This window comes from Synechococcus sp. CBW1108, assembly GCF_015840335.1.
In the GTDB taxonomy this organism is placed as follows: Bacteria; Cyanobacteriota; Cyanobacteriia; order PCC-6307; family Cyanobiaceae; genus Cyanobium_A.
Window position 1 is genome coordinate 2,149,883 of the sequence record NZ_CP060395.1, and the last position, 21,701, is coordinate 2,171,583.

General features: G+C 57.5%; 25 protein-coding genes and 1 tRNA gene. 14 read left to right on the plus strand and 12 right to left on the minus strand.

Annotation, left to right across the window (positions count from 1 at the left end; translation table 11 throughout):
* Position 1: 1 nt before the first annotated feature.
* Both chlG and H8F27_RS11725 read right to left on the minus strand, forming a co-directional pair.
* Positions 2 to 1,018, minus strand: a complete 1,017-nt coding sequence (gene chlG, locus H8F27_RS11720; protein ID WP_197148243.1) for a chlorophyll synthase ChlG — start codon at positions 1,016 to 1,018, stop codon at positions 2 to 4.
* Between the two features lie 11 nt (positions 1,019 to 1,029).
* Complete coding sequence (locus H8F27_RS11725; protein ID WP_197148244.1) at positions 1,030 to 1,245, minus strand: DUF2862 domain-containing protein; 216 nt, start codon at positions 1,243 to 1,245, stop codon at positions 1,030 to 1,032.
* Positions 1,246 to 1,301: 56 nt separating this feature from the next.
* On the opposite strand from H8F27_RS11725, the gene hisF reads away from it, so the two are divergent.
* From hisF to H8F27_RS11770, 9 genes are all read left to right on the plus strand, one after another.
* Positions 1,302 to 2,099 (plus strand): imidazole glycerol phosphate synthase subunit HisF, encoded by a 798-nt coding sequence (gene hisF / locus H8F27_RS11730; RefSeq protein ID WP_197148245.1) that lies wholly within the window; start codon positions 1,302 to 1,304, stop codon positions 2,097 to 2,099.
* A gap of 102 nt (positions 2,100 to 2,201) precedes the next feature.
* Positions 2,202 to 2,510 (plus strand): hypothetical protein, encoded by a 309-nt coding sequence (locus H8F27_RS11735; RefSeq protein WP_231596232.1) that lies wholly within the window; start codon positions 2,202 to 2,204, stop codon positions 2,508 to 2,510.
* Positions 2,497 to 3,213, plus strand: a complete 717-nt coding sequence (ubiE, locus tag H8F27_RS11740) for a bifunctional demethylmenaquinone methyltransferase/2-methoxy-6-polyprenyl-1,4-benzoquinol methylase UbiE (RefSeq protein ID WP_197148246.1) — start codon at positions 2,497 to 2,499, stop codon at positions 3,211 to 3,213. Before H8F27_RS11735 ends, ubiE begins: the two co-directional genes overlap by 14 nt.
* A gap of 106 nt (positions 3,214 to 3,319) precedes the next feature.
* Positions 3,320 to 4,051 (plus strand): EAL domain-containing protein, encoded by a 732-nt coding sequence (locus tag H8F27_RS11745; RefSeq protein WP_197148247.1) that lies wholly within the window; start codon positions 3,320 to 3,322, stop codon positions 4,049 to 4,051.
* A gap of 494 nt (positions 4,052 to 4,545) precedes the next feature.
* Entirely contained in the window at positions 4,546 to 5,445 is a 900-nt protein-coding gene (gene glyQ / locus H8F27_RS11750; protein WP_197148248.1) for a glycine--tRNA ligase subunit alpha, read from the plus strand.
* Positions 5,442 to 5,636: a hypothetical protein gene (locus H8F27_RS11755; RefSeq protein WP_231596233.1), complete on the plus strand. Its 195-nt coding sequence runs from the start codon at positions 5,442 to 5,444 to the stop codon at positions 5,634 to 5,636. The genes glyQ and H8F27_RS11755 overlap by 4 nt, the downstream gene beginning before the upstream one ends.
* Positions 5,637 to 5,681: 45 nt before the next feature.
* Positions 5,682 to 7,655, plus strand: coding sequence for a ComEC/Rec2 family competence protein (locus tag H8F27_RS11760; protein ID WP_231596234.1), 1,974 nt, complete (start codon positions 5,682 to 5,684; stop codon positions 7,653 to 7,655).
* Positions 7,656 to 7,691: 36 nt separating this feature from the next.
* Positions 7,692 to 7,776: transfer RNA gene (locus H8F27_RS11765), tRNA-Ser, on the plus strand.
* A 187-nt stretch (positions 7,777 to 7,963) separates the two neighbouring features.
* Positions 7,964 to 9,286, plus strand: a complete 1,323-nt coding sequence (locus tag H8F27_RS11770) for a hypothetical protein (RefSeq protein ID WP_197148249.1) — start codon at positions 7,964 to 7,966, stop codon at positions 9,284 to 9,286.
* A gap of 32 nt (positions 9,287 to 9,318) precedes the next feature.
* On the opposite strand, the gene H8F27_RS11775 is transcribed toward H8F27_RS11770, so the two are convergent.
* From H8F27_RS11775 to H8F27_RS11785, 3 genes are all read right to left on the minus strand, one after another.
* On the minus strand, positions 9,319 to 9,510 hold the full coding sequence (locus H8F27_RS11775) for a helix-turn-helix transcriptional regulator (protein WP_370594411.1): 192 nt from the start codon (positions 9,508 to 9,510) through the stop codon (positions 9,319 to 9,321).
* A 411-nt stretch (positions 9,511 to 9,921) separates the two neighbouring features.
* A complete protein-coding gene (locus tag H8F27_RS11780; protein WP_197148250.1) occupies positions 9,922 to 10,413 on the minus strand; it encodes a hypothetical protein in 492 nt (163 codons plus the stop codon).
* A gap of 129 nt (positions 10,414 to 10,542) precedes the next feature.
* Positions 10,543 to 10,854 carry a hypothetical protein gene (locus H8F27_RS11785; RefSeq protein WP_197148251.1) on the minus strand — a complete coding sequence of 104 codons (312 nt, stop codon included), beginning with the start codon at positions 10,852 to 10,854 and terminating at the stop codon, positions 10,543 to 10,545.
* Positions 10,855 to 11,165: 311 nt separating this feature from the next.
* Between H8F27_RS11785 and H8F27_RS11790 the strand changes: the two genes are divergently transcribed.
* The gene (locus H8F27_RS11790) at positions 11,166 to 11,966 is read left to right on the plus strand and encodes a hypothetical protein (protein WP_231596235.1); all 801 of its coding nucleotides are present in this window, start codon (positions 11,166 to 11,168) and stop codon (positions 11,964 to 11,966) included.
* A 65-nt stretch (positions 11,967 to 12,031) separates the two neighbouring features.
* Here H8F27_RS11790 and H8F27_RS11795 read toward each other — a convergent pair whose 3' ends face one another.
* From H8F27_RS11795 to H8F27_RS11805, 3 genes are all read right to left on the minus strand, one after another.
* Positions 12,032 to 12,385: a hypothetical protein gene (locus H8F27_RS11795; RefSeq protein ID WP_197148253.1), complete on the minus strand. Its 354-nt coding sequence runs from the start codon at positions 12,383 to 12,385 to the stop codon at positions 12,032 to 12,034.
* Between the two features lie 118 nt (positions 12,386 to 12,503).
* Positions 12,504 to 12,716, minus strand: coding sequence for a hypothetical protein (locus H8F27_RS11800; protein WP_197148254.1), 213 nt, complete (start codon positions 12,714 to 12,716; stop codon positions 12,504 to 12,506).
* Between the two features lie 568 nt (positions 12,717 to 13,284).
* Complete coding sequence (locus H8F27_RS11805; RefSeq protein WP_197148255.1) at positions 13,285 to 14,823, minus strand: IS5 family transposase; 1,539 nt, start codon at positions 14,821 to 14,823, stop codon at positions 13,285 to 13,287.
* A gap of 750 nt (positions 14,824 to 15,573) precedes the next feature.
* Here H8F27_RS11805 and H8F27_RS11810 point away from each other — a divergent pair.
* Complete coding sequence (locus H8F27_RS11810) at positions 15,574 to 16,014, plus strand: hypothetical protein (RefSeq protein WP_197148256.1); 441 nt, start codon at positions 15,574 to 15,576, stop codon at positions 16,012 to 16,014.
* Position 16,015: 1 nt separating this feature from the next.
* Here the strand turns inward: H8F27_RS11810 and H8F27_RS11815 are convergent, their stop codons facing one another.
* The gene (locus H8F27_RS11815; protein WP_197148257.1) at positions 16,016 to 16,471 is read right to left on the minus strand and encodes a hypothetical protein; all 456 of its coding nucleotides are present in this window, start codon (positions 16,469 to 16,471) and stop codon (positions 16,016 to 16,018) included.
* 16 nt (positions 16,472 to 16,487) lie between these two features.
* Positions 16,488 to 16,658 (minus strand): hypothetical protein, encoded by a 171-nt coding sequence (locus tag H8F27_RS11820; RefSeq protein ID WP_197148258.1) that lies wholly within the window; start codon positions 16,656 to 16,658, stop codon positions 16,488 to 16,490.
* Between the two features lie 653 nt (positions 16,659 to 17,311).
* Here H8F27_RS11820 and H8F27_RS17650 point away from each other — a divergent pair.
* The 3 genes from H8F27_RS17650 to istB all read left to right on the plus strand — a co-directional run bounded on the left by H8F27_RS17650 (position 17,312) and on the right by istB (position 20,158).
* Positions 17,312 to 17,461, plus strand: coding sequence for a hypothetical protein (locus H8F27_RS17650; RefSeq protein ID WP_231596236.1), 150 nt, complete (start codon positions 17,312 to 17,314; stop codon positions 17,459 to 17,461).
* Between the two features lie 392 nt (positions 17,462 to 17,853).
* Positions 17,854 to 19,491, plus strand: a complete 1,638-nt coding sequence (gene istA / locus H8F27_RS17655) for an IS21 family transposase (RefSeq protein ID WP_231596227.1) — start codon at positions 17,854 to 17,856, stop codon at positions 19,489 to 19,491.
* Complete coding sequence (gene istB / locus H8F27_RS11830) at positions 19,445 to 20,158, plus strand: IS21-like element helper ATPase IstB (protein WP_231596186.1); 714 nt, start codon at positions 19,445 to 19,447, stop codon at positions 20,156 to 20,158. The genes istA and istB overlap by 47 nt, the downstream gene beginning before the upstream one ends.
* A 440-nt stretch (positions 20,159 to 20,598) precedes the next feature.
* Here the strand turns inward: istB and H8F27_RS11835 are convergent, their stop codons facing one another.
* The gene (locus H8F27_RS11835; protein WP_197148259.1) at positions 20,599 to 20,850 is read right to left on the minus strand and encodes a hypothetical protein; all 252 of its coding nucleotides are present in this window, start codon (positions 20,848 to 20,850) and stop codon (positions 20,599 to 20,601) included.
* A 137-nt stretch (positions 20,851 to 20,987) separates the two neighbouring features.
* The gene (locus H8F27_RS11840; RefSeq protein ID WP_197148260.1) at positions 20,988 to 21,335 is read right to left on the minus strand and encodes a hypothetical protein; all 348 of its coding nucleotides are present in this window, start codon (positions 21,333 to 21,335) and stop codon (positions 20,988 to 20,990) included.
* Positions 21,336 to 21,701 lie beyond the last annotated feature (366 nt).

A 21,701-nucleotide genomic window follows, 5' to 3' on the forward strand; every position in this document is an offset into this window, starting at 1 on the left:
TTCAGCTGACCAGAGAGCCGGAGCTAACCAGGGTGCCGGAGCTAACCAGGGAGCTGTGGCCGATCGCCAGGGCCGTCACCAGCATGCCCAGCACCAGAAAGGGCTGGGCGCTGGCCTGGTATTTGACGTCGAAGGCCACCGGGTCGCGCAGCAGCCAGATGTCCTGGAAGGTGATCTGGGGAATGATCAGCAGCACCAGCAACACGGCGGCGAAATGCTGACCGATGGCGATCAGCACGGCCACCATCGCCAGTTGAAACAGATCGATCATGCCTGCACTGATCCAGCTGGCCCTGGTGATGCCGAAGGCCACCGGCAGGCTCTGCAGGCCCAGGGCCCGGTCGCCCTCAACGCTCTTGAAGTCGTTGACCACGGCGATGCCCAGGCCCGCCAGGGAGTAGGCCAGGGTGAGGATGGCGGTGGTCCAGGTGAGCTGGCCAAACAGGGCCTGGCCTGCCCACCAGGGCAGGGCGATGTAGCTGGCGCCCAGGGCGTAGTTGCCGAGCCAGCCGTTCTGCTTGAGCTTCAGCGGCGGTGCCGAATAGATGAAGCTTACAAACGAGCCGCCCAGGGCCAGCAGCAGCAGCACCGGCGTGCCGTGGCCCGCCCATAGGTCCAGGGCGTAGGCCACGCCGAGGCCCGCCAGCAGCAGGATCCAGATCTGGGCCTTCACCTGGCCCAGGGGGATCGCCCCTGAGGGAATCGGCCGGTAGGGCTCATTGATCGCGTCGATCTCGCGGTCGTAGTAGTCGTTGAGGGTTTGGGTGTAGCCGGCCAAAAGGGGCCCGCTCATCAGCATGCAGGCGATCGAGGCGCCCACCTCGCTGAAGGTCCAGTGGAAGTTGCCGGAGGCGGCGGCGCCGCAGAGCTCTCCCCAGATAAGAGGTATCCAGGTGACCGGCTTCATCAGCTGCAGCCGGATTTTCCAGATGCTGCTGGTGCCGCTGGCACCCTTCATGCCCAGCAGCTGGCGAGCACCGGCGCCGCTGGCAGCTTCAGGGTTGGGGCTGTTGCTCAAGGGCCTGGGCCTCAGGAGAGGGTGATTTCGTCGTCAAAGAACCAGGCTGTCTGGCCACCGCTGAGGGCCACCACCACGCCGATGCCCTTGCCGTCCACGGTGCGGAAGCCGGTCACGGTGCCGGTGGCGTCAGCCTTGAGGGCCTCGACCATCTCCGTGGAAATGCGGTCGCGCACCCGGGTGATCCGCACCTTGGAGCCAACGTTGATAGTGGCAGCCTGGGACATGGCCGGCGCGACTGGAAAGTGGCGCAACATTAACAGCGCCCACCGGAGCCCCATCCATGGTTGCCAAGCGGATCATCCCCTGTCTCGACGTGGCCGATGGCCGGGTTGTGAAGGGGGTGAACTTCGTGGGTCTGCGGGATGCCGGTGACCCGGTGGAACTGGCCTGTCGCTACAGCGCCGCAGGGGCCGATGAGCTGGTTTTTCTCGACATCGCCGCCAGCCACCAGGGGCGCTCCACCCTGGTGGAGCTGGTGCGTCGCTGCGCCGAGGCCGTCACGATCCCCTTCACCGTGGGTGGCGGCATCAGCAGCGTGGAGGGCATCACCGAGCTGCTGCGGGCCGGCGCCGACAAGGTGAGCCTCAACTCCGCCGCCGTGCGTGATCCCGAGCTGGTGGCCCGCGGTGCGGAGCGCTTCGGCTGCCAGTGCATCGTCGTGGCCATCGACGCCCGGGCCCGCCCTGCCGGTGGCTGGGACGTGTACGTCAAGGGGGGCCGGGAGAACACCGGCCTCGATACGGTCGCCTGGGCCCGCCGGGTGGTAGCGCTGGGCGCCGGCGAGATCCTGCTCACCTCGATGGATGGCGATGGCACCCAGGCCGGCTACGCCCTTGAGCTCACCAGGGCGGTGGCCGATGCGGTGTCCGTGCCGGTGATTGCATCCGGCGGGGCCGGCTCGATCGACCACATCGCCCAGGCCCTTGATCCCGGGCCGGAAGGGGGCCATGCTTCAGCAGCTCTGCTGGCTTCCCTGCTCCATGACGGAGTGCTGACGCTCGAGCAGATCAAGCGTGAGCTGATCTCGCGTCAGCTGTCCATCCGGCCCCTGGCCGGGCCTCCCACGCTGCCCTGTTAACAGTCGTTACATTGCGAAAAGGGTTGTTGCAACCCACGGTCTTGAGTCCCGCCCTCGCTCATCCCACGCTTACTCACCAAACGGTCACTACCCGGTCGCCCCTTGCTCTCCGCCCTGCCCGCCCTCTCCGCCCCTGCCTCCACGGCCATAGCCCTGGGCATGGTGGCCGCCGTAGTGGCCCTGGTGGCCTGGGCGCTGCAGCTGATGCAGGCCGCCAGCGATCGGCGTGAATTTTCGCTGATGCTGGCCGGCTGCATGGTGTGTTCGGCGGCCGTGGGGTTGGCCACGGTGATGGTGCTCACCTTCACCGGGCCCGGCCGCCTCGAGGCCCGGGGCCTGCAGCCGCTGCCGGATCTGGGCGCCGGCATCAGCCTCGACTCCATCGTGCTGCCCTGGGATGGGCAGCTTTAAGCCGGGCAATTCTGCTTCTGTTCAAGACCTGTTTGAGCAGATCGCGCCCCGCTACGACCAGCTCAACGACCTGCTCAGCTTCGGCCTCCATCGCCTCTGGAAACGCCAGGCCATAACCTGGCTCCATCCCCGGCCTGGCCAGCAGCTGCTGGATCTGTGCTGCGGCACCGGCGACCTGGCCCTCGTTCTCGCTGCCCGGGTGCGACCAGGCGGCAGCGTGCTCGGCCTTGATACCGCTGCGGCCCCCCTGGCGGTGGCGGCGCGGCGGGCCGCTCTGCAGCCCTGGCTGCAGCTCTGCTGGCAGCAGGGCGACGCCATGGCAACCGGATTGGCGAGTGGAAGTTGGGATGGGGCGGTGATTGCCTACGGCCTGCGCAACCTGGCCGATTCCGCCGCTGGCCTGCGGGAGTTGAGGCGGCTGCTGCGCCCGGCTGCTCGGGCGGCCGTGCTCGATTTCAATCGGCCCGTCGGGCGTGCCAGTTCGGTGGCAGCCGGGTTCCAGCGCCTCTACCTCCGCCGGGTTGTGGTGCCCATTGCCGAGCAGTTCGGCATTGAGGAGCACTACGCCTACCTGGAAGAGAGCCTGGCCCGCTTTCCCACAGCCCCGCAGCAGCAGCAGCTGGCCCTGGAGGCGGGCTTCAGTGCTGCGCGCCATCGCAGCCTCGCCGGCGGCCTGATGGGCCTGCTGGAACTGGTGGCTTGAAGGGCCCGGGATGGGGTTTTGCTGCGGCTTTGCTGTGCCTCTGCTGCGGCTTGCCTGGAGCGGTGATTAGGCTTGACTCAGCAAAGGGGTATCACTCCTGAGGGCTTTGGAAAGCTTCCACATCCAGCCCATCCTTGATCTGGCTTCCGGGCGCATCTGCGGTGGCGAGGTGCTCTGGCGTCCCAACGACGACCTGCCCACCGCTGAAGAGATCCAGGCCCTGGAGGAAGATCCGGTTCTGAATATCTCCGTTACCCAGGATTCATTTGTTTTTGCCCTGCGGGCCCTGGACCGAATCCCGGCGAATCTGTGGTTGTCTGTAAATCTCTCCTGCCAATACATCGGTTCGGGCAAGATGTTTTTCAGGCCCATCTCCAAGCAGGTGCTGGATCTCGAATGCCTCAGGCGCAGGGTGGGCCGCCGCCTGGTGGTGGAAGTCACCGAGGCCAAGGTGGCCGGCGAACATGAGTTGGCCTTCATTCATGAGCTCACCTCCATTCACACCATCGCAGTAGATGATTTCGGCAGCGGAGATGCGCCCCTCTCCCACATGCTTAATCTCGACTTCAGCAAGGTGAAGCTGGATCGTTCGATTGTTTCTGGCGTGGATGCTGATTGCTTCCGTCAGCGGTTTGTCAAGTGGCTGGTGGCGGGCTGCCATGCCATTGATGTTGAGGTCATCGCTGAGGGAGTGGAAACGGAATCGGAGGCCACTTTCCTGCGCCGCAGCGGGGTTAACCAGGGCCAGGGCTGGCTCTGGAGCAGGGCCATGCCCGCTGGGGAGTTTGAGGATCTGCTTGCGGTCAGCTCAGGTGCCAAAGGTTCCAAGCTGGGCTGAAGGTTGCCGGTGGTTGTATTGGGCAGTTGACTTGGGAATAGTTGAATTTGGGCGGGGGTAAATCTTTGTATACGGGGTGCGCGATTTTCTATTCAGCTCGGCTAAGGGCTTTTTGTAATTCTCCTGCTATTAGCTCGCATCTGGTCTCGCTGCGCAGCATGGGCTCGGAGCTTCTGACCTCTACCTGGAACTCATTATCTGAACCATTGTTGGCAGATATGATTACGGTGACTCGGGCGGGTAAGGGGAGCCTGGCCTTTTCTTTGTCCCTCGCAAAGATCATCACACCGCTTGAATACTTCTGGTCTATTTGAAGGCCCAGGCAGTCAACCAGGAAATTCATGCGCGCCAGTAGATCTGTATGATCCGCTTCGACGATCCACTGAAAAAGCGCCAAAATTTGCCGTTGTTTCAGCAACATTATTTGGTTTGCCCCCGCAGGCCGTATCGGTAGCTACCTCAACTCATCCACCCACCCACCCCCAGCCCAGCCCGTGCACTTCCAGGACATCACCGCGACCCTGAACAAATTCTGGGCTGAGCGGGGCTGCCTGATCCTGCAGCCCTACGACACCGAGAAGGGCGCCGGCACCATGAGCCCCCACACGGTGCTTAGGGCAATCGGGCCGGAGCCCTGGGCCGTGGCCTACCCCGAACCCTGTCGCCGCCCCACCGACGGCCGCTACGGCGACAACCCCAACCGGGCCCAGCACTACTTCCAGTACCAGGTGCTGATCAAGCCGTCGCCCGATGGCATCCAGGAGACCTACCTGGCCTCCCTGGAGGCCCTGGGCATCTGCGCCAAAGACCACGACATTCGCTTCGTAGAAGACAACTGGGAATCGCCGACGCTGGGGGCCTGGGGCGTGGGCTGGGAGGTGTGGCTCGACGGCATGGAGGTGACCCAGTTCACCTACTTCCAGCAGTGCGGCGGCCTCGACTGCCGGCCCGTGTCGATCGAGATCACCTATGGCCTCGAACGCCTGGCCATGTATCTGCAGGATGTGGAGAGCATCTGGGATCTCGCCTGGGACGGCAACCGCTCCTACGGGGATATCTGGCTGCCCTTTGAGAAGGGCCACTGCACCTACAACTTCGAGGCCTCCAACCCGGAGCGGCTCAAGCAGCTGTTTGCCATCTATGAAGCTGAGGCCGCCGATCTGGTGGCGGCCAAGCTGCCGGCCCCAGCCCTCGACTTCGTGCTCAAGTGCAGCCACACCTTCAATTTGCTCGAGGCCCGCGGTGTGATCTCGGTGACTGAGCGCACCGCCACCATCGGCCGCATCCGCACCCTGGCCCGCCAGGTGGCTGAGGCCTGGCTGGCCGAGCGGGAAGCGCTGGGCTTTCCGCTGCTGGATTCGGCCAGGCGCCAGCCTGCGGCCGTGGCGCCATGAAGCTTGCGCTGCAGCGAGGCCTGTTGCTGCTGGTGCTGGCTGGCGGCAGCTTCCAGTTGGGGCGCCTGAGTGAGCGGGCGGTGTGGCCCTGCCGGCTGCGGCCGGTGGCGGCGCTGGTGGCACCGCTGCTGGGTCAGCAGATACCCAGCCGCCAGGCCTGTGACCTGCTGCTCAAGATCCCCAGCCTGTAGGGGTGTGGGAACCCTGGCTCCCTAACTAACCGGCAGGGGGCAGTGGTGGCGAGCGGCAGCGGGGGCAGGCTGAAACCGCTGGTGTGGGGCCTGCTGCTGGCCCTGCTGCTGATGCGGGTGGTGCTGGTTGCCTGCATGCCGCTCCAGCCCGCTGGGGCTGACCCGGTGCTGCTGCTGGCGGCCGCCAGCAGCGCAGAGTTGCCGCTCGAGCTCACGGGCACCCTGCTGGGCGATCCGCGCTCAAGCGTTGGCACCGGCAGTTGCCGGGCCCTGCTGCAGTTGCCGGTGGGGCGCACCGAGCTGCGCTTTGGCGACTGTCCGCCCCTACAGGAGGGCTGGCGCCTGCGGGTGCGGGGCCGCCTGCGCCGGCCGCTGGCCTCGCCCCATCCGCTGCTGGCAGCCCCCGCCGAACGGCTGGCCCGCCAGGGCGCCTTCAGCCAGCTGCAGGTGCAGGACTTCAATGTGCTGGAGCGGCCCGCCACGCCGGTGGCCGATCTGCGTCGTCGCATGGCCCAGGCCCTGGTGCGGCAGGCAGGCCCCGAGCGCGGCGGGGTGCTGGCGGCCCTGGTGCTGGGCAGTGCGGTGGTGCCGGTGCCGGCCGAGCTGCGCGAGGCCTTCCGGGCGTCGGGCCTCTCCCATGCCCTGGCGGCCTCGGGCTTCCATCTCTCGGTGTTGCTGGGTGTGGTGCTGCCCCTTGGCGCCCGCTTGCCCCAGCCGGCGCGGCTGGGCCTGGCCGCAGCAGCGATGGGCCTGTTCGTGTTGCTGGCCGGGCCCCAGCCATCGGTGGTGCGGGCGGTGCTGATGGGGGCGCTGGCCCTGGCGGTGCTCGAGAGTGGCCACCGCAGTCGGCCCCTGGGAATCCTGGCCGCCAGTGCCCTGGTCCTGTTGCTGGCACGGCCCGATTGGCTGTTGGACGTTGGCTTTCAGCTGAGTGTGGTGGCCACCGCAGCCCTGGTGCTTTCGGCCCGGCCGCTGGAGCTGGGCCTGCGCCGCTGGCTGCCCGGCTGGCTTCCAGGTTGGTTGGCAGCGGCCACCGCGGTGCCCCTGGCGGCCTCGCTGTACACCCTGCCGCTGCAGCTGTTGCACTTCGGCGTGGTGCCCCTCTATGCGGTGCCCGCCAACCTGGTGGTGGCGCCGCTGCTGACACCCCTCACCCTGGGGGCCATGGCCCTGGCCTGTCTGGCGGTGCTGCTGCCGCCGCTGCTGCCCTTGGCCACCGTGCCCGTCGACTGGCTGTGCCGGCTGTTGGTGCTGGTGGTGCAGGCCTTTGCTGAGCTGCCCATGGCCCAGTGGCAACTGGGCCGGCCGACGCCCGTTTTGGTGCTGCTGCTCAGCCTGGCCCTGTTGGCCTTGGTTCTGCCGGCCCTGGGCCGGCGCTGGCGCCTGCTGGGGCTTGGCTTGCTGGTAGTGGCCGTGGCCGTCCACCTCAGCCTGCTGGGTGCGGACCAGCTGCTGCTGGTGCACCAGGGGCGGCTCGACCTGCTGGTGGCACGGCACCGGGGCCGGGCGGCACTGGTGAGTAGCTCCGCCGATGGCTTCAGTTGCAGTCAGGCCAGCCAGCTAGCCCGGGGTCTGGGGGTGCAGCGCTTCGACTGGGCCCTGCTGCTGGATCCGCTGGCGCCCGAGCAGCCCGACTGCTGGCGGGCCCAGGCAGGCCTGGTGCTCGCCAGCGCCGATGGCAGCCTGCCCCTTCAGCCGGGTCAACGGCTGGCCAGCGAGGGGCTGAGTGCTGCGCCCGTGGCGATCGAAAGCCGGGCGATGGAGTTGCAGTTGGGGCGCTGGCGCTGGTTGCTGTTGCCCGATCGCCAGGCGCTCTGGGCCTGGCAGGAGCGCTACGGCCCTGGCCGCGGCGGTTTTGATGGCCTGTGGCTGGGTTTTCGCCCTTCGCAGCGGGAGCGCACCCAGCTGCAGCGGCTTGGGGCCAAGCGGATCTGGTTGAGCGGAGCCTTCCCCTCGGGCTGGCCAGAAACCTGGGCGGCCAGCGGCCCCAGTGGATCCCTCCAGGCCGTGCGGGGATAATCGATCCTTAAAGTGCACAAGGCCCGAGGGGCCGCTGGAGAGGTGGCTGAGTGGTCGAAAGCGAACGACTCGAAATCGTTTGAAGGGAAACCTTCCGTGGGTTCGAATCCCACCCTCTCCGCTTTTGACAAATCTTGAGACGGTTCAGATCGTCCGCAATTGTCTCATTGACTGGGTTTCTGGGTTGGTCGCTGTCTCATGAGGGCGCCACCGATGCCATCAGATCCAGATTTTTTATGGGAGAGATTATGTGAGATGAAAAGCGGTTTTATGTGAGATAGAATCGTTATGTGAGATGGGTCTTGGGGATGTCCAAACCGCTGACTGACGCTCAAATCCGCGCTTTGCCTGCCATTCCCAAGGGAGGTAAAAAAACCTCGGATCCCTGCGGAAACGGTTTGCGTATCGTCAACGAACCAGTGGTCGGCAACGTCCCTTGCAGGCGATTCGTCCACCCATACTCCCAAAAACTACCGAATGGCGTCCGCAAGCAACAGGAACTGCCCCTCGGCACCTACGGCAAAGGAGGAGGGCGTCTGACGCTGGTACAAGCGCGTCAGAAGGTGCAAGCGTTCAAGGAATGGCGCAAAGGAATTGGACTGGATGCCCACCACGATCAGTGGTTGGCGCTGAACCGTCCAAAAGACACGCTTTCTGCTCCGACTCTCAAGCAAGTTTGCGATGCCTGGTTGACGTCACCCTCACGACAAAAAAAAGCGCCGAGCACTCAGAAAGAGTGCCAGCGCCATCTTGAAAATCATGTCTTTCCAGTTCTTTCTCCTGATCTTCCCATCAAGGAGTTGGAATGGGATTCAGGCGATGGCACTGGTGGAAGACAATTCGTTGAGAAGGTGCGCAAAATCATTGACGCAAGGAAGTCTCATGACATGGCGAATCGTGTCATCAGGACTTTGGGGCAAGTTTGCGACTATGCCATTGAAAAGGGTTGGATGCGGAGGGGGCAAAATCCCTGCACGATTTCACCTGATGATCGCGCTCAGCATGTCCCCAAAGGAAATCCGACAATTACTGCCGAAGAGGTTCCAGGATTTTTTCAGAAATTATGTGGGTATGGGGATGGTCAGTTTGATCTTGTTCCTACGGCACTGAAGTTGCATCTGCTGCTATGCACACGACCTGGAGCACTCGTCGCTCTGGAATGGTCTTGGATAGACGAAACGGATTCTCTGATTACGATCCCTGGTGCTACCCCAGGTCTAAAGCGTCCATCCGACCAGAAACATGTTGATCATCTGATTCCAATCTCTGATGCCGCTAAAGAAATCTTTGATCTACTCAAAAAAGTCAATGGCAAAAGAAAGCACCTGCTTCATAGTCCAAGAGGTAGAAAGGAATCTCACATCACTCCTTCTGCATTGAATAATTTCTTGAAGGATCAACTGCAAATGGGCGGGATCCTGACAGCACAGGGTTGGAGAGCGGTTGTGCAAACAGTGGGACAGGATTTATTGGGGTATCAGTGGGAAGTTCCTGATCGACAGTTAGGTCACCTTCATCACAAGAAAGGTGTTCGCGGTCACTACGATAATTCTGAACTGCTGGATAAGAGGCGGGAGTTTATGGAAGATTGGTCAAACTGGTGTATTAAGCAAGGACTCGCTATACCGTGATGCGAGTCTCTTGCCTCGTCCCAGCAAATTGTTCAGGCAGATTGATTTGCCAAAACCTGCTCTTGATACCACTCTTCAATTTCGATGCGTGACCATCGTGCTTGACGATTGCCGATAGTGAGTTGCTTGGGAAATCCGCCATCATTTATCATCCGATAGATAGAGGAGCGCGAAAGTGATGTCAGTTTGACGACATCGCAGATCCTTAGTAGCATTGGTTCCATGTATAGGTTGTAACGATAATTGCTTTGATATTATAGGACGGAATTGGATGATAGTCAAGGGTATGGATGTCGCTGGGATAACTACTTATTGAGGCGCTTTTCCTTCCGATGCTGCACTTCCTGCAATCCAAGCAATCCTTAATTTCGTGAGGATCATAATCTTCTCCTTGCTATAGAGTGATTCTTGAGACCCTCAGCAGAGATGCTCCAGCGAACCTGCCTGCGCTTCATCGAAGAAGAAGCAACTGCCAAGCGGGCACGGGCACAGATTCGCCCAGGCGATTGGTCGATGGTTCAGCAGATAGGTCTGAAGACATAATAAAAGAGGGACGTTAACCCCTCTCATTCGGAAATAAACCTCAGAAAATAGAGATTAAAGAAGCGCCTCAAGATTGAAGAGGTACATCACTATCATTCGGCGAATTGAAACTTAAGTTCCCCATCGTTGCTCAGATAATTTAGATACCAGTCGGCACTAATTCCTTCACGAGAGTCCTCGACGACTCGGTATGTCTGGATAGTCTTCAAGTCAAAGTCTTGATCTTGGAGGAGGTCAATGAGGATGAGATCATGAACTTCGTCGCCATATGTATCTGAATCACGGTAGACCTGGAAATCAAGACCTTCGTTGATACCAAGTCGAATAGAAAGGCACTCTTCAATCATGGATTGAATCGCACCTTTGGCACCATCAGAATCAGCGAAAGCAGTTTGGTCTTCGTTACCGTACGTATCTGCGATATCGTCCCAGTTGCAATCTCCATCTAAATGGTGATGCCCAGAGAACCAGGTTTTCAAGGACTCAGTTGTGATGCGTTCAATAATTTCTGCGTACTTATTTTCTGCAGAGATCTTGTTAGGAATGGAAATACGAGAAAATGTTTTCGAAAAAGTGGAAGACATAATAAAATAAGAGATTTTTAATAAAGTGCTTGGACTCAGGCGTTCATTTATTCGCCGAAGCGACGCGGTTTATCACGCTAAAGGGTGCAAATGAGACTTGATCTAGGTATCGCTCATTAATGTAACTCCTCAAAAGTGAAATCCCTCTTCGTCTATTGTGTAGGAATCAAAGTCTTCTTCATCGCGTTTACTTGCATTGATAATCGCCGAAATGAAGTCACATGTTAGATTCTCCGCGGTAGATTCGCAGTTATCGCTAATGTCAGCAAGGCGTTCGAAGGGCGAAAGATTTTTGTCTCTAATCCCGTGAATCGAATGAAAATCATAGAAGTGCTCAAAGGCACTCTTGTTGTAGTTTTCAAGCAAATCAATTGCTTCACGCCAAGAAATTAATAAATCGCTTATGTCGGTCGTTGTTGGGTTTGTTTGATCCTTGAGCATTGTGATTCTCCTGTAATAATGGGTTAAAAGAAATAGAGTTAAGCAATTGCGGACATTTCGCTGGACCGCATTATGTGTATTCGGTTTTATGGACGACTTGGCGACGATGCGCTTCCGTTCGACAAATGCAGAATACGACGCTGTACGCATCCTGTCGTCCCCTGCTGTGCCAGTTCGCAAAGCGCCATACGCATCCAGTGTCGTATAGTAGGCAAATGGATAAGGACACGCGCTTTCAACGACTGGAGTCCTCCCTCAAGGCGGCACGGTATGGGTCCTCTGCCAAGGAGGTTCTGGAGACCTGTGCCCTGGTGGCGCAGTACGCGCAGGAGCACACGCCCGATCAGGTCAAGGCATTTCAGGAGAAGGTCGAGATCAACCCACAGGTGTGGTTGCGTCTTCTCGCTCTTCACCGTGATGAGCGATTACGGAAGTGCCTGGAGCATCTACCTGCTTCCTATACAACGCTGTATGCCATTCATCGAATGAGCGATGAGGAGATTGACGCAGCAGTCCAACAGGGCGTCATTCACCTCAAAGCATCCAGTCACGCGATCTTGTCGTGGTCAAAGCAAAACCGACAACGTTCTGGTAATGGTGTTCCACCATGGCGCTGCCTGCTGGTGTTTGATAGGGAGATTGAGAAGAAAGAGTTTTCAATAATGCGCTTTCGACTCAATGAGATTGCCAGGGAATATGGAGCATCTTTGATGAGTGAATGGGACTATATAAAGAATGATTCTGCCAGTGACGAAAGCAAGCAGCAAGTAATTTCTGAATTGGAAAAGAAGATTCTTGAAATCTCCAGACCTTTTTATGATCGGATGTCAGATGAGGAAAAGCAGCAAGCGGGCGTGATCCAATTGGAAAACCTGCTTCATCTGGACATAACGACATTTGGTTGGGTAACGCGTCCCGACTCGAAAACAAAGATAGGAAAGGGTCGTCCATATACACCCCCATATGTTTATAAACTTGCCCTACAGTTCCAGGTGACTGATTCGAGGTCTCAGCGTTTCAATTGCAAACGGCGCTTACGTGATCTCGCAGAAAAGCAACCTGACCTTAAGGAACTTATTGAAGACGTTCTTGCGACCTATATGACTGCCTGAATATCTGGCGGATTTTTTTGTGGGCAAGGGTAACACTTTATAGATTATGGGGGACCCAATGGTTTTTAACTGCCGGGATACTCACGCATCAGAGCACCCAGCACCTGGTCCAGGAGTTGCTCTGGCATCTCGTCATCCAGCAAGCGAATCAAACCGCGACCATCAACGCAGAGATAGAAATCTGCCATTCCCTTACTGAACCAAAAAGTTCTGATGATCTGTGGGGTCTCATCATCGAGGAGGTCGTGAACCAGGTCCAAGGCATAGTCACTGATTTGGCGCTCCAGTGCTGCCTGAATCCCATCCAGGCAATTCAGGGAGGCGATAAGTTCTTCTAATGTAAGGTATACAAGGGCATCCTCGTATTGGTGCTCAATCGAGAACTTGGTTTTGACAATATCCGCATTCTGTTTCTTCATTTTGGTGTATTAAATTATTTTCTGCTGCTTCATCAGATCATATACGGTCTTTACCGCATAATCTATGACGGCATTCTCATTGATAAACTCCTTTTGACCGGTAATGGGACTTTTGATTTTAAGTTGGATTTCCCGCAGGAGGGTTCTGGTTTTGGTGTTCATTGTTTAGTTCCTGATAAAAGTCTTGAATCTTACTTGCGACCAGTTCTCTTTGTTGATTATCCATCTCTGCCATCAGGAACTGGTAGGTATCAGGCAGGTAGTGCTCCAGTGAATCCAGTTCCTTCTGGAGAAAGTTGATGCGTTGCTGAATCTGCCATTGAGTGCTCATAACCAGTCCTTGACGAAGGCAGCGGGAATAGTTTCTGGTTTTCTTAGAAAGTATTCTTCCTTTTTAATCAGGAACTTTACCAGATCAGACTTATTGAGGTTGTAGTGAGTACATAGGAAGTTCCAGGATTCCCGAATGTGACCTTCGCGTTGCTTAAAGGAGACCTGTTCACGAATTGAGTTGGATTGATCTCTCATTGGGTTCTCTGTATTGCTATTGGTATTTAGTGGTGTAGATGAATGCTGGTGATCTTGTTGGGGTTCTTATGATGTGCTGCCTTAGGTGGGTTCAATAGAGGTCTCATATATGTTTCTTTAGATGTTTCTAATTAAGTTTCAGATCAGTTTCAGGTGGAATGTCCTTCGGACATTGCCTGCGGCAACTCTTGTGTCTGGGAATTGTGAATCTGGTTTGCGTTAGTGGAGTCTTATAGAACCTTAAACCTTGGTTGAAACTACTACGTAGGGCTTGCTGAATTTCATTCGCGGGTTTTTCGTCCGCGCCAAGGGCCGCGATCTCAGCCTGCAGCGCCAAGCGCTGGTGACCTCAATTTTCTCCTAGAAGCTGACTAAGCAGCCCACAGAAGCGCTGGACGGCGCCAGGAGGCGAGCAAATAGAGCATCAGGATGTACACAGAGACAAGAATAGAGAATAAGAGGCGCAGTAGCCTGAGAACCTTCTCGGCATTCATCACAAAGAACGCCATCGTGATCACCGTTCTTGATGTTTCAATCAGCTTGGTCATGATCCGATCCAGTCCATATTTCCGTTTGCTCGTTCCGATTCTTCCCTCGATCACGGAACGCTTTCTCAAGTCTGATTTAAAAAGCTCTTGTTGCTCTGCTGTCTGCACCTCGGCCTCTACCTGCTTCTTGCGTGGACGGCCACTGAGTCTGATGTTATTTTCTGCGCAGAACTTCTTGTTGCCTAATGTCATATAGATTGAATCGGCACAGATTCGTGCTGGATAGTACCCTCGCTCTTCCTTGTATTGCTTGGCACGTGCGATCAGGTCGTTGGCTTCATTGTAGTTGTCCCAGCTGATTCGATCCACATCGACAAAGCCATTATCATCTGATATTGAGATCTTCGCACCGAACTCTGTTCGCCTTCCCGCCTTGCCCCTCACGATCGGCCGCACGTGTGGTTTTGACAAATTGACAATCCGATCGTCGATGCGCCGGCTATCAGCGTCATACATCTCCTGCTGCTTCCGGTACAGTTCACTGGTGATCAGCAGCTTGCGGTAGAGCTGGGTTCCAAGCTCCAAAAGCATGGCACCGCAGTGGATCATCTGATCAATTGCTCTGAGGTTTCTCCGAATCTCGTTGAGCTTAAAGCGCTTGACCTCACGGATCTCGGCGCATTTGGGCTTTTTCTTCTTGATGATCGCCAGAAACCGATTCCGAGCTTTATCCCGGTTGCAGCGGGGTTTACGATTGATCTTTCCCTGCAACTGCTTGAACAGTTCGTCGATGATCTTCTCAGTGGCCTCTCTCGCTTCGTTGAGCAACCTCAGATCTACTGGGTAGGGAATGTCATCAGGCACGCAGGTTGCATCAAGAATCAGAGTACCCCAGTTACTTTCAGGATCCAACGTTGCAGGCTTCACCCCTAGCGCTTCGTCGATGGCAGCAAGCTGTTGCTCCTCTTCTTGTTCGCTATCATCCTCCTCCGCCGAAACCAGCATCTCTTTAATCATCGCAATGCCATTGGCCTTGGTCATGTCATTGCAGATCTTGATCAGATCAGGGCCAATGCGCTTACGAAAATGCACCATCATCGATGGATCAAACGGGGGCATTGCCTGGTATGCACTCAAGCCAATGAAAAATTGTAGATACGGTGATTCCGTGATCAGCTGAACTGTTTCGCGGTCTGTCACTCCCAGGCGTTGCTGGATGTACAGCGCACCGAACGCTATCTGAAACGGCTTGGCCGGTGCTCCTGTCTTGGCACTGAATTGGGGTGCATACTGGCTTTCCAGCGGCATCCATGGAATCAGGTTACGAAGCAGAACCCAGCGATTATTAGGATCTAGTTTGCCGCCGAAGGGCGTGTAAAACTCCTCGATCGATAGCTGACCTGCGTGCTGAAAAACGTACATTGGCGTGTCAGCAGATTATTCTAAGCCAGGAATGGCTCCATTTGGCTCATTTTAACGTGAGACCATCCCTGGAATCAACTGCGGCGCAATGGATATCGGTTCCTCAGCAAGCCCTACGTAGTTATTTATAAGATTCAATATTTACACTTAAACCAGTCTCTGAAACACTGTCGTAGTTATTCTACTCCTATTCTACCATTCTGTCAAGTTGACTTATACGCAGATATGCCTTATAATTACACCTGTAGGTTTATCAATAGCGATTGTATGAATATTTCAGAGTCACCAATTGACGAGAGATACAGGTTGAGATTATTTGCGTATTATCTACGGAATCCGCTCTATGGTATCTCTGGTAATGGCAGTCCAAAGTGGCAGTTTATTTGCCCATTCTGTGGATCTATCACCAGCAAGGAATATAAGAAGAAGCATCGTAAGGCAGCACTTCTTTGGAATACCACTCAGAACTCCTGGTTATTCTCCTGTGCCAGAAAGAAGTCTGCCCAGTGTAGTTCAGTAATGAACTTTAGCAATCTCATCAGTGCTCTTAATCCTGCTCTTGGAGAGGCATACAGGCAGGAGAGATACCATTCGGGCACCACTGGGAAAGGACATAACTGTAGGGCACCACAGGGGATTACAGCACTATCTAAGGGTTATTCTGGGGTAGGGAGAATAAAGATGCCACAGCGTGATTTGGGTTCTCAAGAGACTCAATAAATAATTCTGGAGTATCCATCTATTGCCAATTTGACATACAGCAAGAACCGCCATATCTGGAATACCATACAAAGAGTGCTCAGGGAGCAGCGTTTTCGAGTTCGCTTAAATCTGCTTGAGAACCTCTCTTTTTATGTCTACCGCACTGATACTAATGCGGTCCTCGCTCGGGGCATTGATGGTTATGAAGCAGCGAAGACAAGGGCAAATGATTTGCGTAAGCAATATGGATTGAAATGGGACCAGGTGAAGTTCAAATCAGAGCGTGGGAACCAAAGCAGTGGCGAGTCTGGTGGGTCAACAGCAGCAGCATCCAAGAAGCGGTTTGGGGTGAATCAAGATGGCAAAACCTTCACCAATACTTCTGGTCAGAGTGGCAGGGTGGATTATGCCAGGCACTACAACCCATCAAAGGGTCGCAGATTCAGAGGATATACGGATGCACAGGGCAACTATCACGATATTGACTGACTCAACCAAATCCTTTGCCACTTCTATTTGTGCCACGTGGATTGTATTTGATAATAGGTCTATTATGGATCAGCGAATCCTCATAGTCTGAATAAAACGACAGATACTCAAGATCCTCAAGGGTGTCATAGAAGACCTCGCAGGGATCTTCATCGGTGTCTATCCACTTGTTGACTGCCTCAATCACCAGTGCTTCTATTTCTAGGGTGCTGCCCTTCCAGTAAATCATCGGCAATTCCAGCATCGCTGGTTTGTATTGATGCTCGGTTCCGAACTTTTCAGCGATGAACGCAACGAACCCTGAGACCTCTGGAATGTTTTTGAGTGTGATTCCGATCACTGCTTCCCGCTTGCCGTCTTTTCCTTCAAAGAGAGCGATTGCGGTGTAGTCCTCAAGTTTGCCGCTGCCACCAATGGTGTAATAGTTCTCTCGTTTCTCTGGAAGTGGTTCGGGCATCAGCAGGACAGAGGTCTTATGGGTTCAGGATATCCATCAGATTTCCATTGTCACCTACCAGGCGGTGGCGCTTTTTTGTTGACTCAGCACGACGCTGAGCAACCCGATAGGCGTCTGCCTGATTCTGCTTGCTCTGGTAGTGATGCCAGTTGCCGTTTTGGTCTTGCCATTCAATGTTGATGGTCATCGGATCATCCCCACAACTCCAACCCAAGACCTGCCAACGCTGCCGCCCTCCTCAAGCAAGAGGAAGCGGCAACCTCAGCAGCAGGTGCCTTGGATGCCGACTCCAGCGGTTCTGATGCCACCGCTGAGTAGTGGAGCAGGTCTCCATCTGCGGTAGGGATGGTCAAACGCCCCGTGACTACAACGGCACCGCCAACCTCCTGAACCGACTGAACCTCCCAACACCAACCAGGGGCACGGTGGTGAAGGTGACGGGCAATGGTGTTCCAAGGGCAGTAGGTCAGGGTCGCGGTTCCCTGCTTCCTGGTCTTGAGGTGCCGAGGGTCAATGGGACGAGACAGATCTGCCAGCGTTTCGGCAGTAGGTCGCAAGGAAAACTTGATGGCAGTGGTTGCCTGAGTGCCGTTGTTGGATGTCTTGAGCATTTGATTGACCCTCTGTGGAGTTCAGTGAGTAAATTATAGTGCTTAATGCTGCTGGTGTGAAGTTATGTGCTCTGCGCCCTGACGCTTGAGTAGGTTTGGTTCCGCTTGGTCGCTCTGCCTGGAGAACTCCTCGCCGCCACTCCTGGATGCTCTGGATCACCTCTGTCACTTGGTAGAAGGTGATCCAGAGTTTGAGAAGGAGTTCTATGCCGCCTCAACGCCTGATGAGATGGTCACCCTGGCAGTGGATGGCGGCATCTTGATTGACGCAGATGATTTCCGTGCTCTGCTGAGAAGCGGCAGCACTGAGTTTTGGTTGGTTCGTGGTGAGGAGAGTGCCAATCCCATCGCCCACCTACAGCAGGTCTTTAGCGTCTGATGCTGGAGGGGGAGTATCAGGTCTCCTGTGTCAAACACAGATATGTGCTCACCAGTGGTTGTGCTCTCCCATCCCGTTGTGCCTGACCCTGAAGACCCTTGATGGCATCACGAACTTCTGGGTTGTATTCCCAACTAGTTCTTGATCGTTGCTTGAGGACCCAACCACCAGGGGCACGAACACCAAAGCGTAGTTCAGCATCGCCAAAGGTGGTCAGTAGTTCGGCGTCAATTACCTGCCTTTCCTGCTCCAGGGTCTTGATGGTGCCTGTGACCTCCACCCGCCGCTGAATCAGTTGGTCGGCATTGAGGTCTGCCAGATGCGGGTATGGGTCTTGTCCGCCGACAATGAAGTTGGCCGGTCGGCGACAAGCTCGTTGGCCGGTGGGGTGAGTGCTGGAGACCCTGGTGCCGATGCGCAGGGACCAGGTGATGCCGGCACCACTGACAAGCCACCAACGCAATCTGTTCATGACGAAACGACGAGGCGGCAGCAGCCAGGAGGCTGCTGCCGCGGCGGCGGGCATCTCAGTGCGCAGTGCTCGCCGGATTGAATGCAATCAGCTGCAGCCGCGGGCGAACCAGCCCCGTGGCCGCACCCGCCCCGATCCGCTGGTAGGGGTATGGGAGGAGGAGCTGGTGCCGTTGCTGCAGCGCTCACCCGCGCTGACGCCGATCACGCTCCTGGAGCATCTGCAGCAGCAGAAACCTGATGTGGACTGGATTCCGCTACAGCGCACCCTGCAGCGCCGGGTGCGGGAGTGGAAGGCACTGCACGGCCCGGCGCCGGAGGTGATCTTCCCTTTGAGCTATGAGCCTGGCGAAATTGCCTTCTGTGACTTCACCCAGCTCAAGGGGGTGGAGGTGACGATCGCCGGCCAGGTGTTCCCCCATCTGCTGTTCCACTACCGCCTGGCCTGGAGCGGCTGGAGCTATGCGCAGGTGGTCCAGGGCGGCGAGAGTTTTGCAGCCCTCTCCGAGGGTCTGCAGAACGCTCTGGCTGCCTGCGGCGGGGTGCCAGGTGAACTGCGCACCGACCGGTTATCAGCAGCGTGCCGTAACCGCAACGGCAGTTTCAGCTCCGACATCACCCGCCGTTATCACGCCCTCTGCAGCCACTACAGCCTGGCCTACAGCCGCAACAACCTGGGGGTGGCGCATGAGAACGGCCGTGTGGAGAGTCCCCATGGCCATCTCAAGCGGCGGATCGAGCAGGCGTTGCTGCTGCGCGGCAGCAGTGATTTCGAGTCGCTGGCTGAATACCAGGCTTTTCTGGCCGCGGTGATTGACCAGTACAACAGGCCGCGCCTGATCCGGCTGGAGCAGGAGCAGGCGGCGCTGCGGCCACTACCGCGGTTTCGTTTTGCCGACTACGACATTGAACAGCTCACGGTGCGGCGCACCAGCACGATCGAGGTACGCAGAGTCGTGTATTCGGTGCCGCCGCGGCTGATCGACCAGCGGCTGACGGTGCGGATCTTCCACGACCGGCTGCAGCTGCTTCTGGGCCGGCAGATCGCCTGCGAACTGGAGCGGCGCCACGGCGGTGTCGAGCGTCATGGGCGGGCGTGGAGCATCGATCTGGAGCACCTGATCGATGCGCTCAGGCGAAAACCCCGGGCATTGCTGCACTGCAGTTACCAGCGGGAGCTGTTCCCCGATGAGCGCTGGTGGCAGCTGTGGCAGCAGCTGCGCAATGGCGGTGACCGTGACGCCGCCGCCCGATTGATGGTCGAGGCGCTGTATGTGGGCTGCCGCCTGGCGGGCTACGAGCCAGTGCTGGTTTGGCTCGAGAAGGCCCATCAACGGCAGGGGCTGTCGCTGGCGGCGCTGCAGCAACGCTTCCGGCTGCCGCCCCATCGCCCCCACCCGCCGCAACGCATTTCCCAACACACGCTGCAGAGCTATGACGACCTCCTTGCCCTCCATCCCGCGGCCCCAGGCGGCGGAAGCCGCCCTGCCGATCCTGCTGCGACAGCTGCGGTTGGCATGGATCCGCTGCCACTGGCAGAGCATCGCCTCGCAGGCTGAGGGCGAGGGCTGGAGCCCCAGTCAGTTTCTCTATGCCCTGTGCGAGCAGGAAATGGAGCAACGCCAGCAGGCCCGCCAGCACCGGCTGCTGCGCGCGGCCCAGCTGCCCTGGAGCAAAGCGCTGGCGGACTACGACCATGGCGGCCGGATCGAGGCGCACCGATGGCAGGAACTGGAGGCCTTGAGCCGCCAGAGCGAGTGGCTGCAGCGGGGCGAGAACGTGCTGCTGTTCGGCCCCAGCGGTGTGGGCAAGACGCACCTGGCGGTCGGCATCGCCTTGGCGCAGATCGGCCTGGATCAGGCCTGCCGCTTCTATCCCGCCACGAGCCTGGTGCAGGAGCTGCAGAAGGCCCGCGCCGAATACAACCTGCCGGCAGCGCTGGAGCGGCTGGATCGCTACCCGCTGCTGCTGATCGATGACATTGGCTATGTGCGGCGGGATGAACAGGAGAGCAGCGTGCTGTTTGAGCTGATCTGCCACCGCTACGAGCGCCGATCGCTGCTGATCACCGCCAATCAGCCGTTCACCGCCTGGGATGAGATCTTCCCCAGCAGCTCAATGACCGTGGCGGCGGTGGACCGGCTGGTGCACCACTGCCACATCGTCGAGATCAGCGGCGACAGCCACCGCCGCGCCCAAGCAAGCCGGCGCAGCGGCAGCAAATAGCCACAGCAGCCGTAGAGAAGCGGAGAACAGCCCGGGAGATTGTCGTCCGGCGACAACCTGGTGCCGATGGTGCCAGACCCCGGCGGGGAGCTCCGCGCTGCCGGCGGACTGTGCGGTCCGCCGGCTCGTGCGCTCCAGGGCAAGGCTCAGCAGAGGTCTCGGCGCCTAACCGGCCAACGTGGTTGTCGCCTGGTGCCGATCAGAGGAAGTCAGTGCTGGCAATGGCTCGGACTGATGTGTGGCTCAGTTTTCGTGTCGCCTCCAGCGTCATCGCCCCCCAGTTGTCGCCGGCGACAACTGGGGGGCGATCAGTTCCCCTCACCGGCCAACTTGATTGACGCCAATCGGCCAAGGGGGTTGACGCGGGACAGGGTCTGGTGCCTCTGGTGGCAGGGTCTTGAGAACCCGCTGAAGATCAGATGGGGAGATTGGTTGAGTCATCAGTCATTTTTGATTGCGCCCTCATTCACCAATCGGTTGTAGTGACACTGGATGGCGTCCTCCACGATTGAGGAGAGGGTGATGGGTTGATTGGTGCGCTGGCGGAAATGCTGGATATGGGAAACCAGTTTCATCGTCTCTTCACTGAGGCGGATGCCGAACTGCTTTGGAGCATCGGGATGGTCGTTCATTGCTGCTGAAGCGAGTGGTTTGAGTGTGGCAGGGGATTCCGCCAGCACCAGCAGGAACAAGGAAGCGCATCGGATTGAACCTCTGTGGGTTTCTGGGAAAAGGGTTGGAGGGGCGAACTGCTATGAGTTTCTTGCCCCTCAACACTGGAATTATAGCGCCAAAGCAGCAGGATGTGGTGCCAAGTGCTGAAAAGTCATCAAACCGCAACCAGTTCAGGCACCTCCTGTGCTGCCGCCACCTCCAGAGCAACCGCATCCAGCACCTGATCGGCAACTGAGCGGTGAGTGGTGTGGGTCAGGTCGCCAAAGCGGGCATTGAGTGCCTTGGAGAACAGATTCGTGAACTCGGTGCTGATCGTGGTGGAAAGCAGGTCAGCAGCAAACGCCCAGTGCTTGACCATCACAGCATTGGTGAGGTTGCCGTCGGTAGCGAGATCAGAAGATTTTTGCTCCCACTCACATACCTTGTGGCGGATGGAGGCAACGATGACCTCGTGAGCGGCGTTGATGGTGCCCAGGTCAATGGCGGAGAAGTCGGTCGGCATTTGGAACCTCTGTGGGTTTCTGGAGTGGGTTGAGAGGGCGGGTTTCTAATGAACCTCTTGCCCTCAGCACTGAAATCATAGCACAGGGGACTGAGCATAGTGTGCCAAGTGCTTTTAGATTGCGGAATGTTCCATTTGGTTCTGCTGTGCTTCCTGCCTCACGCCTCTCTTTAGGTTTGCTTTAGAAATGGGGTGTTAAGCGGAGTCGTTATGGTTACAACTGGTTTTCCATCGCTTCTTGCCTTGGTCGCTCTGGTGGGGTTTGTCGTGGTGGAAGCAGTGCTTATGTTTGGCGCCTAACGCTCTGCTCTCTGTGTCAGGCACGAGAGCATAGGCAGCAAGCACTGCTTTGCCCTTTCATGGTGC

Coding starts and splice junctions, on each gene's coding strand:
- H8F27_RS17650 (WP_231596236.1), top strand. CDS start 17,312: ATGGTCACCCTGGCAGTGGATGGCGGCATCTTGATTGACGCAGATGAT.
- H8F27_RS11775 (WP_370594411.1), bottom strand. CDS start 9,510: ATGGAACCAATGCTACTAAGGATCTGCGATGTCGTCAAACTGACATCA.
- H8F27_RS11840 (WP_197148260.1), bottom strand. CDS start 21,335: ATGCCGACCGACTTCTCCGCCATTGACCTGGGCACCATCAACGCCGCT.
- H8F27_RS11725 (WP_197148244.1), bottom strand. CDS start 1,245: ATGTCCCAGGCTGCCACTATCAACGTTGGCTCCAAGGTGCGGATCACC.
- H8F27_RS11815 (WP_197148257.1), bottom strand. CDS start 16,471: ATGCCCGAACCACTTCCAGAGAAACGAGAGAACTATTACACCATTGGT.
- H8F27_RS11785 (WP_197148251.1), bottom strand. CDS start 10,854: ATGCTCAAGGATCAAACAAACCCAACAACGACCGACATAAGCGATTTA.
- H8F27_RS11795 (WP_197148253.1), bottom strand. CDS start 12,385: ATGAAGAAACAGAATGCGGATATTGTCAAAACCAAGTTCTCGATTGAG.
- H8F27_RS11780 (WP_197148250.1), bottom strand. CDS start 10,413: ATGTCTTCCACTTTTTCGAAAACATTTTCTCGTATTTCCATTCCTAAC.
- H8F27_RS11805 (WP_197148255.1), bottom strand. CDS start 14,823: ATGTACGTTTTTCAGCACGCAGGTCAGCTATCGATCGAGGAGTTTTAC.
- hisF (WP_197148245.1), top strand. CDS start 1,302: ATGGTTGCCAAGCGGATCATCCCCTGTCTCGACGTGGCCGATGGCCGG.
- H8F27_RS11770 (WP_197148249.1), top strand. CDS start 7,964: ATGTCCAAACCGCTGACTGACGCTCAAATCCGCGCTTTGCCTGCCATT.
- ubiE (WP_197148246.1), top strand. CDS start 2,497: ATGGGCAGCTTTAAGCCGGGCAATTCTGCTTCTGTTCAAGACCTGTTT.
- H8F27_RS11755 (WP_231596233.1), top strand. CDS start 5,442: ATGAAGCTTGCGCTGCAGCGAGGCCTGTTGCTGCTGGTGCTGGCTGGC.
- H8F27_RS11820 (WP_197148258.1), bottom strand. CDS start 16,658: ATGACCATCAACATTGAATGGCAAGACCAAAACGGCAACTGGCATCAC.
- H8F27_RS11800 (WP_197148254.1), bottom strand. CDS start 12,716: ATGAGCACTCAATGGCAGATTCAGCAACGCATCAACTTTCTCCAGAAG.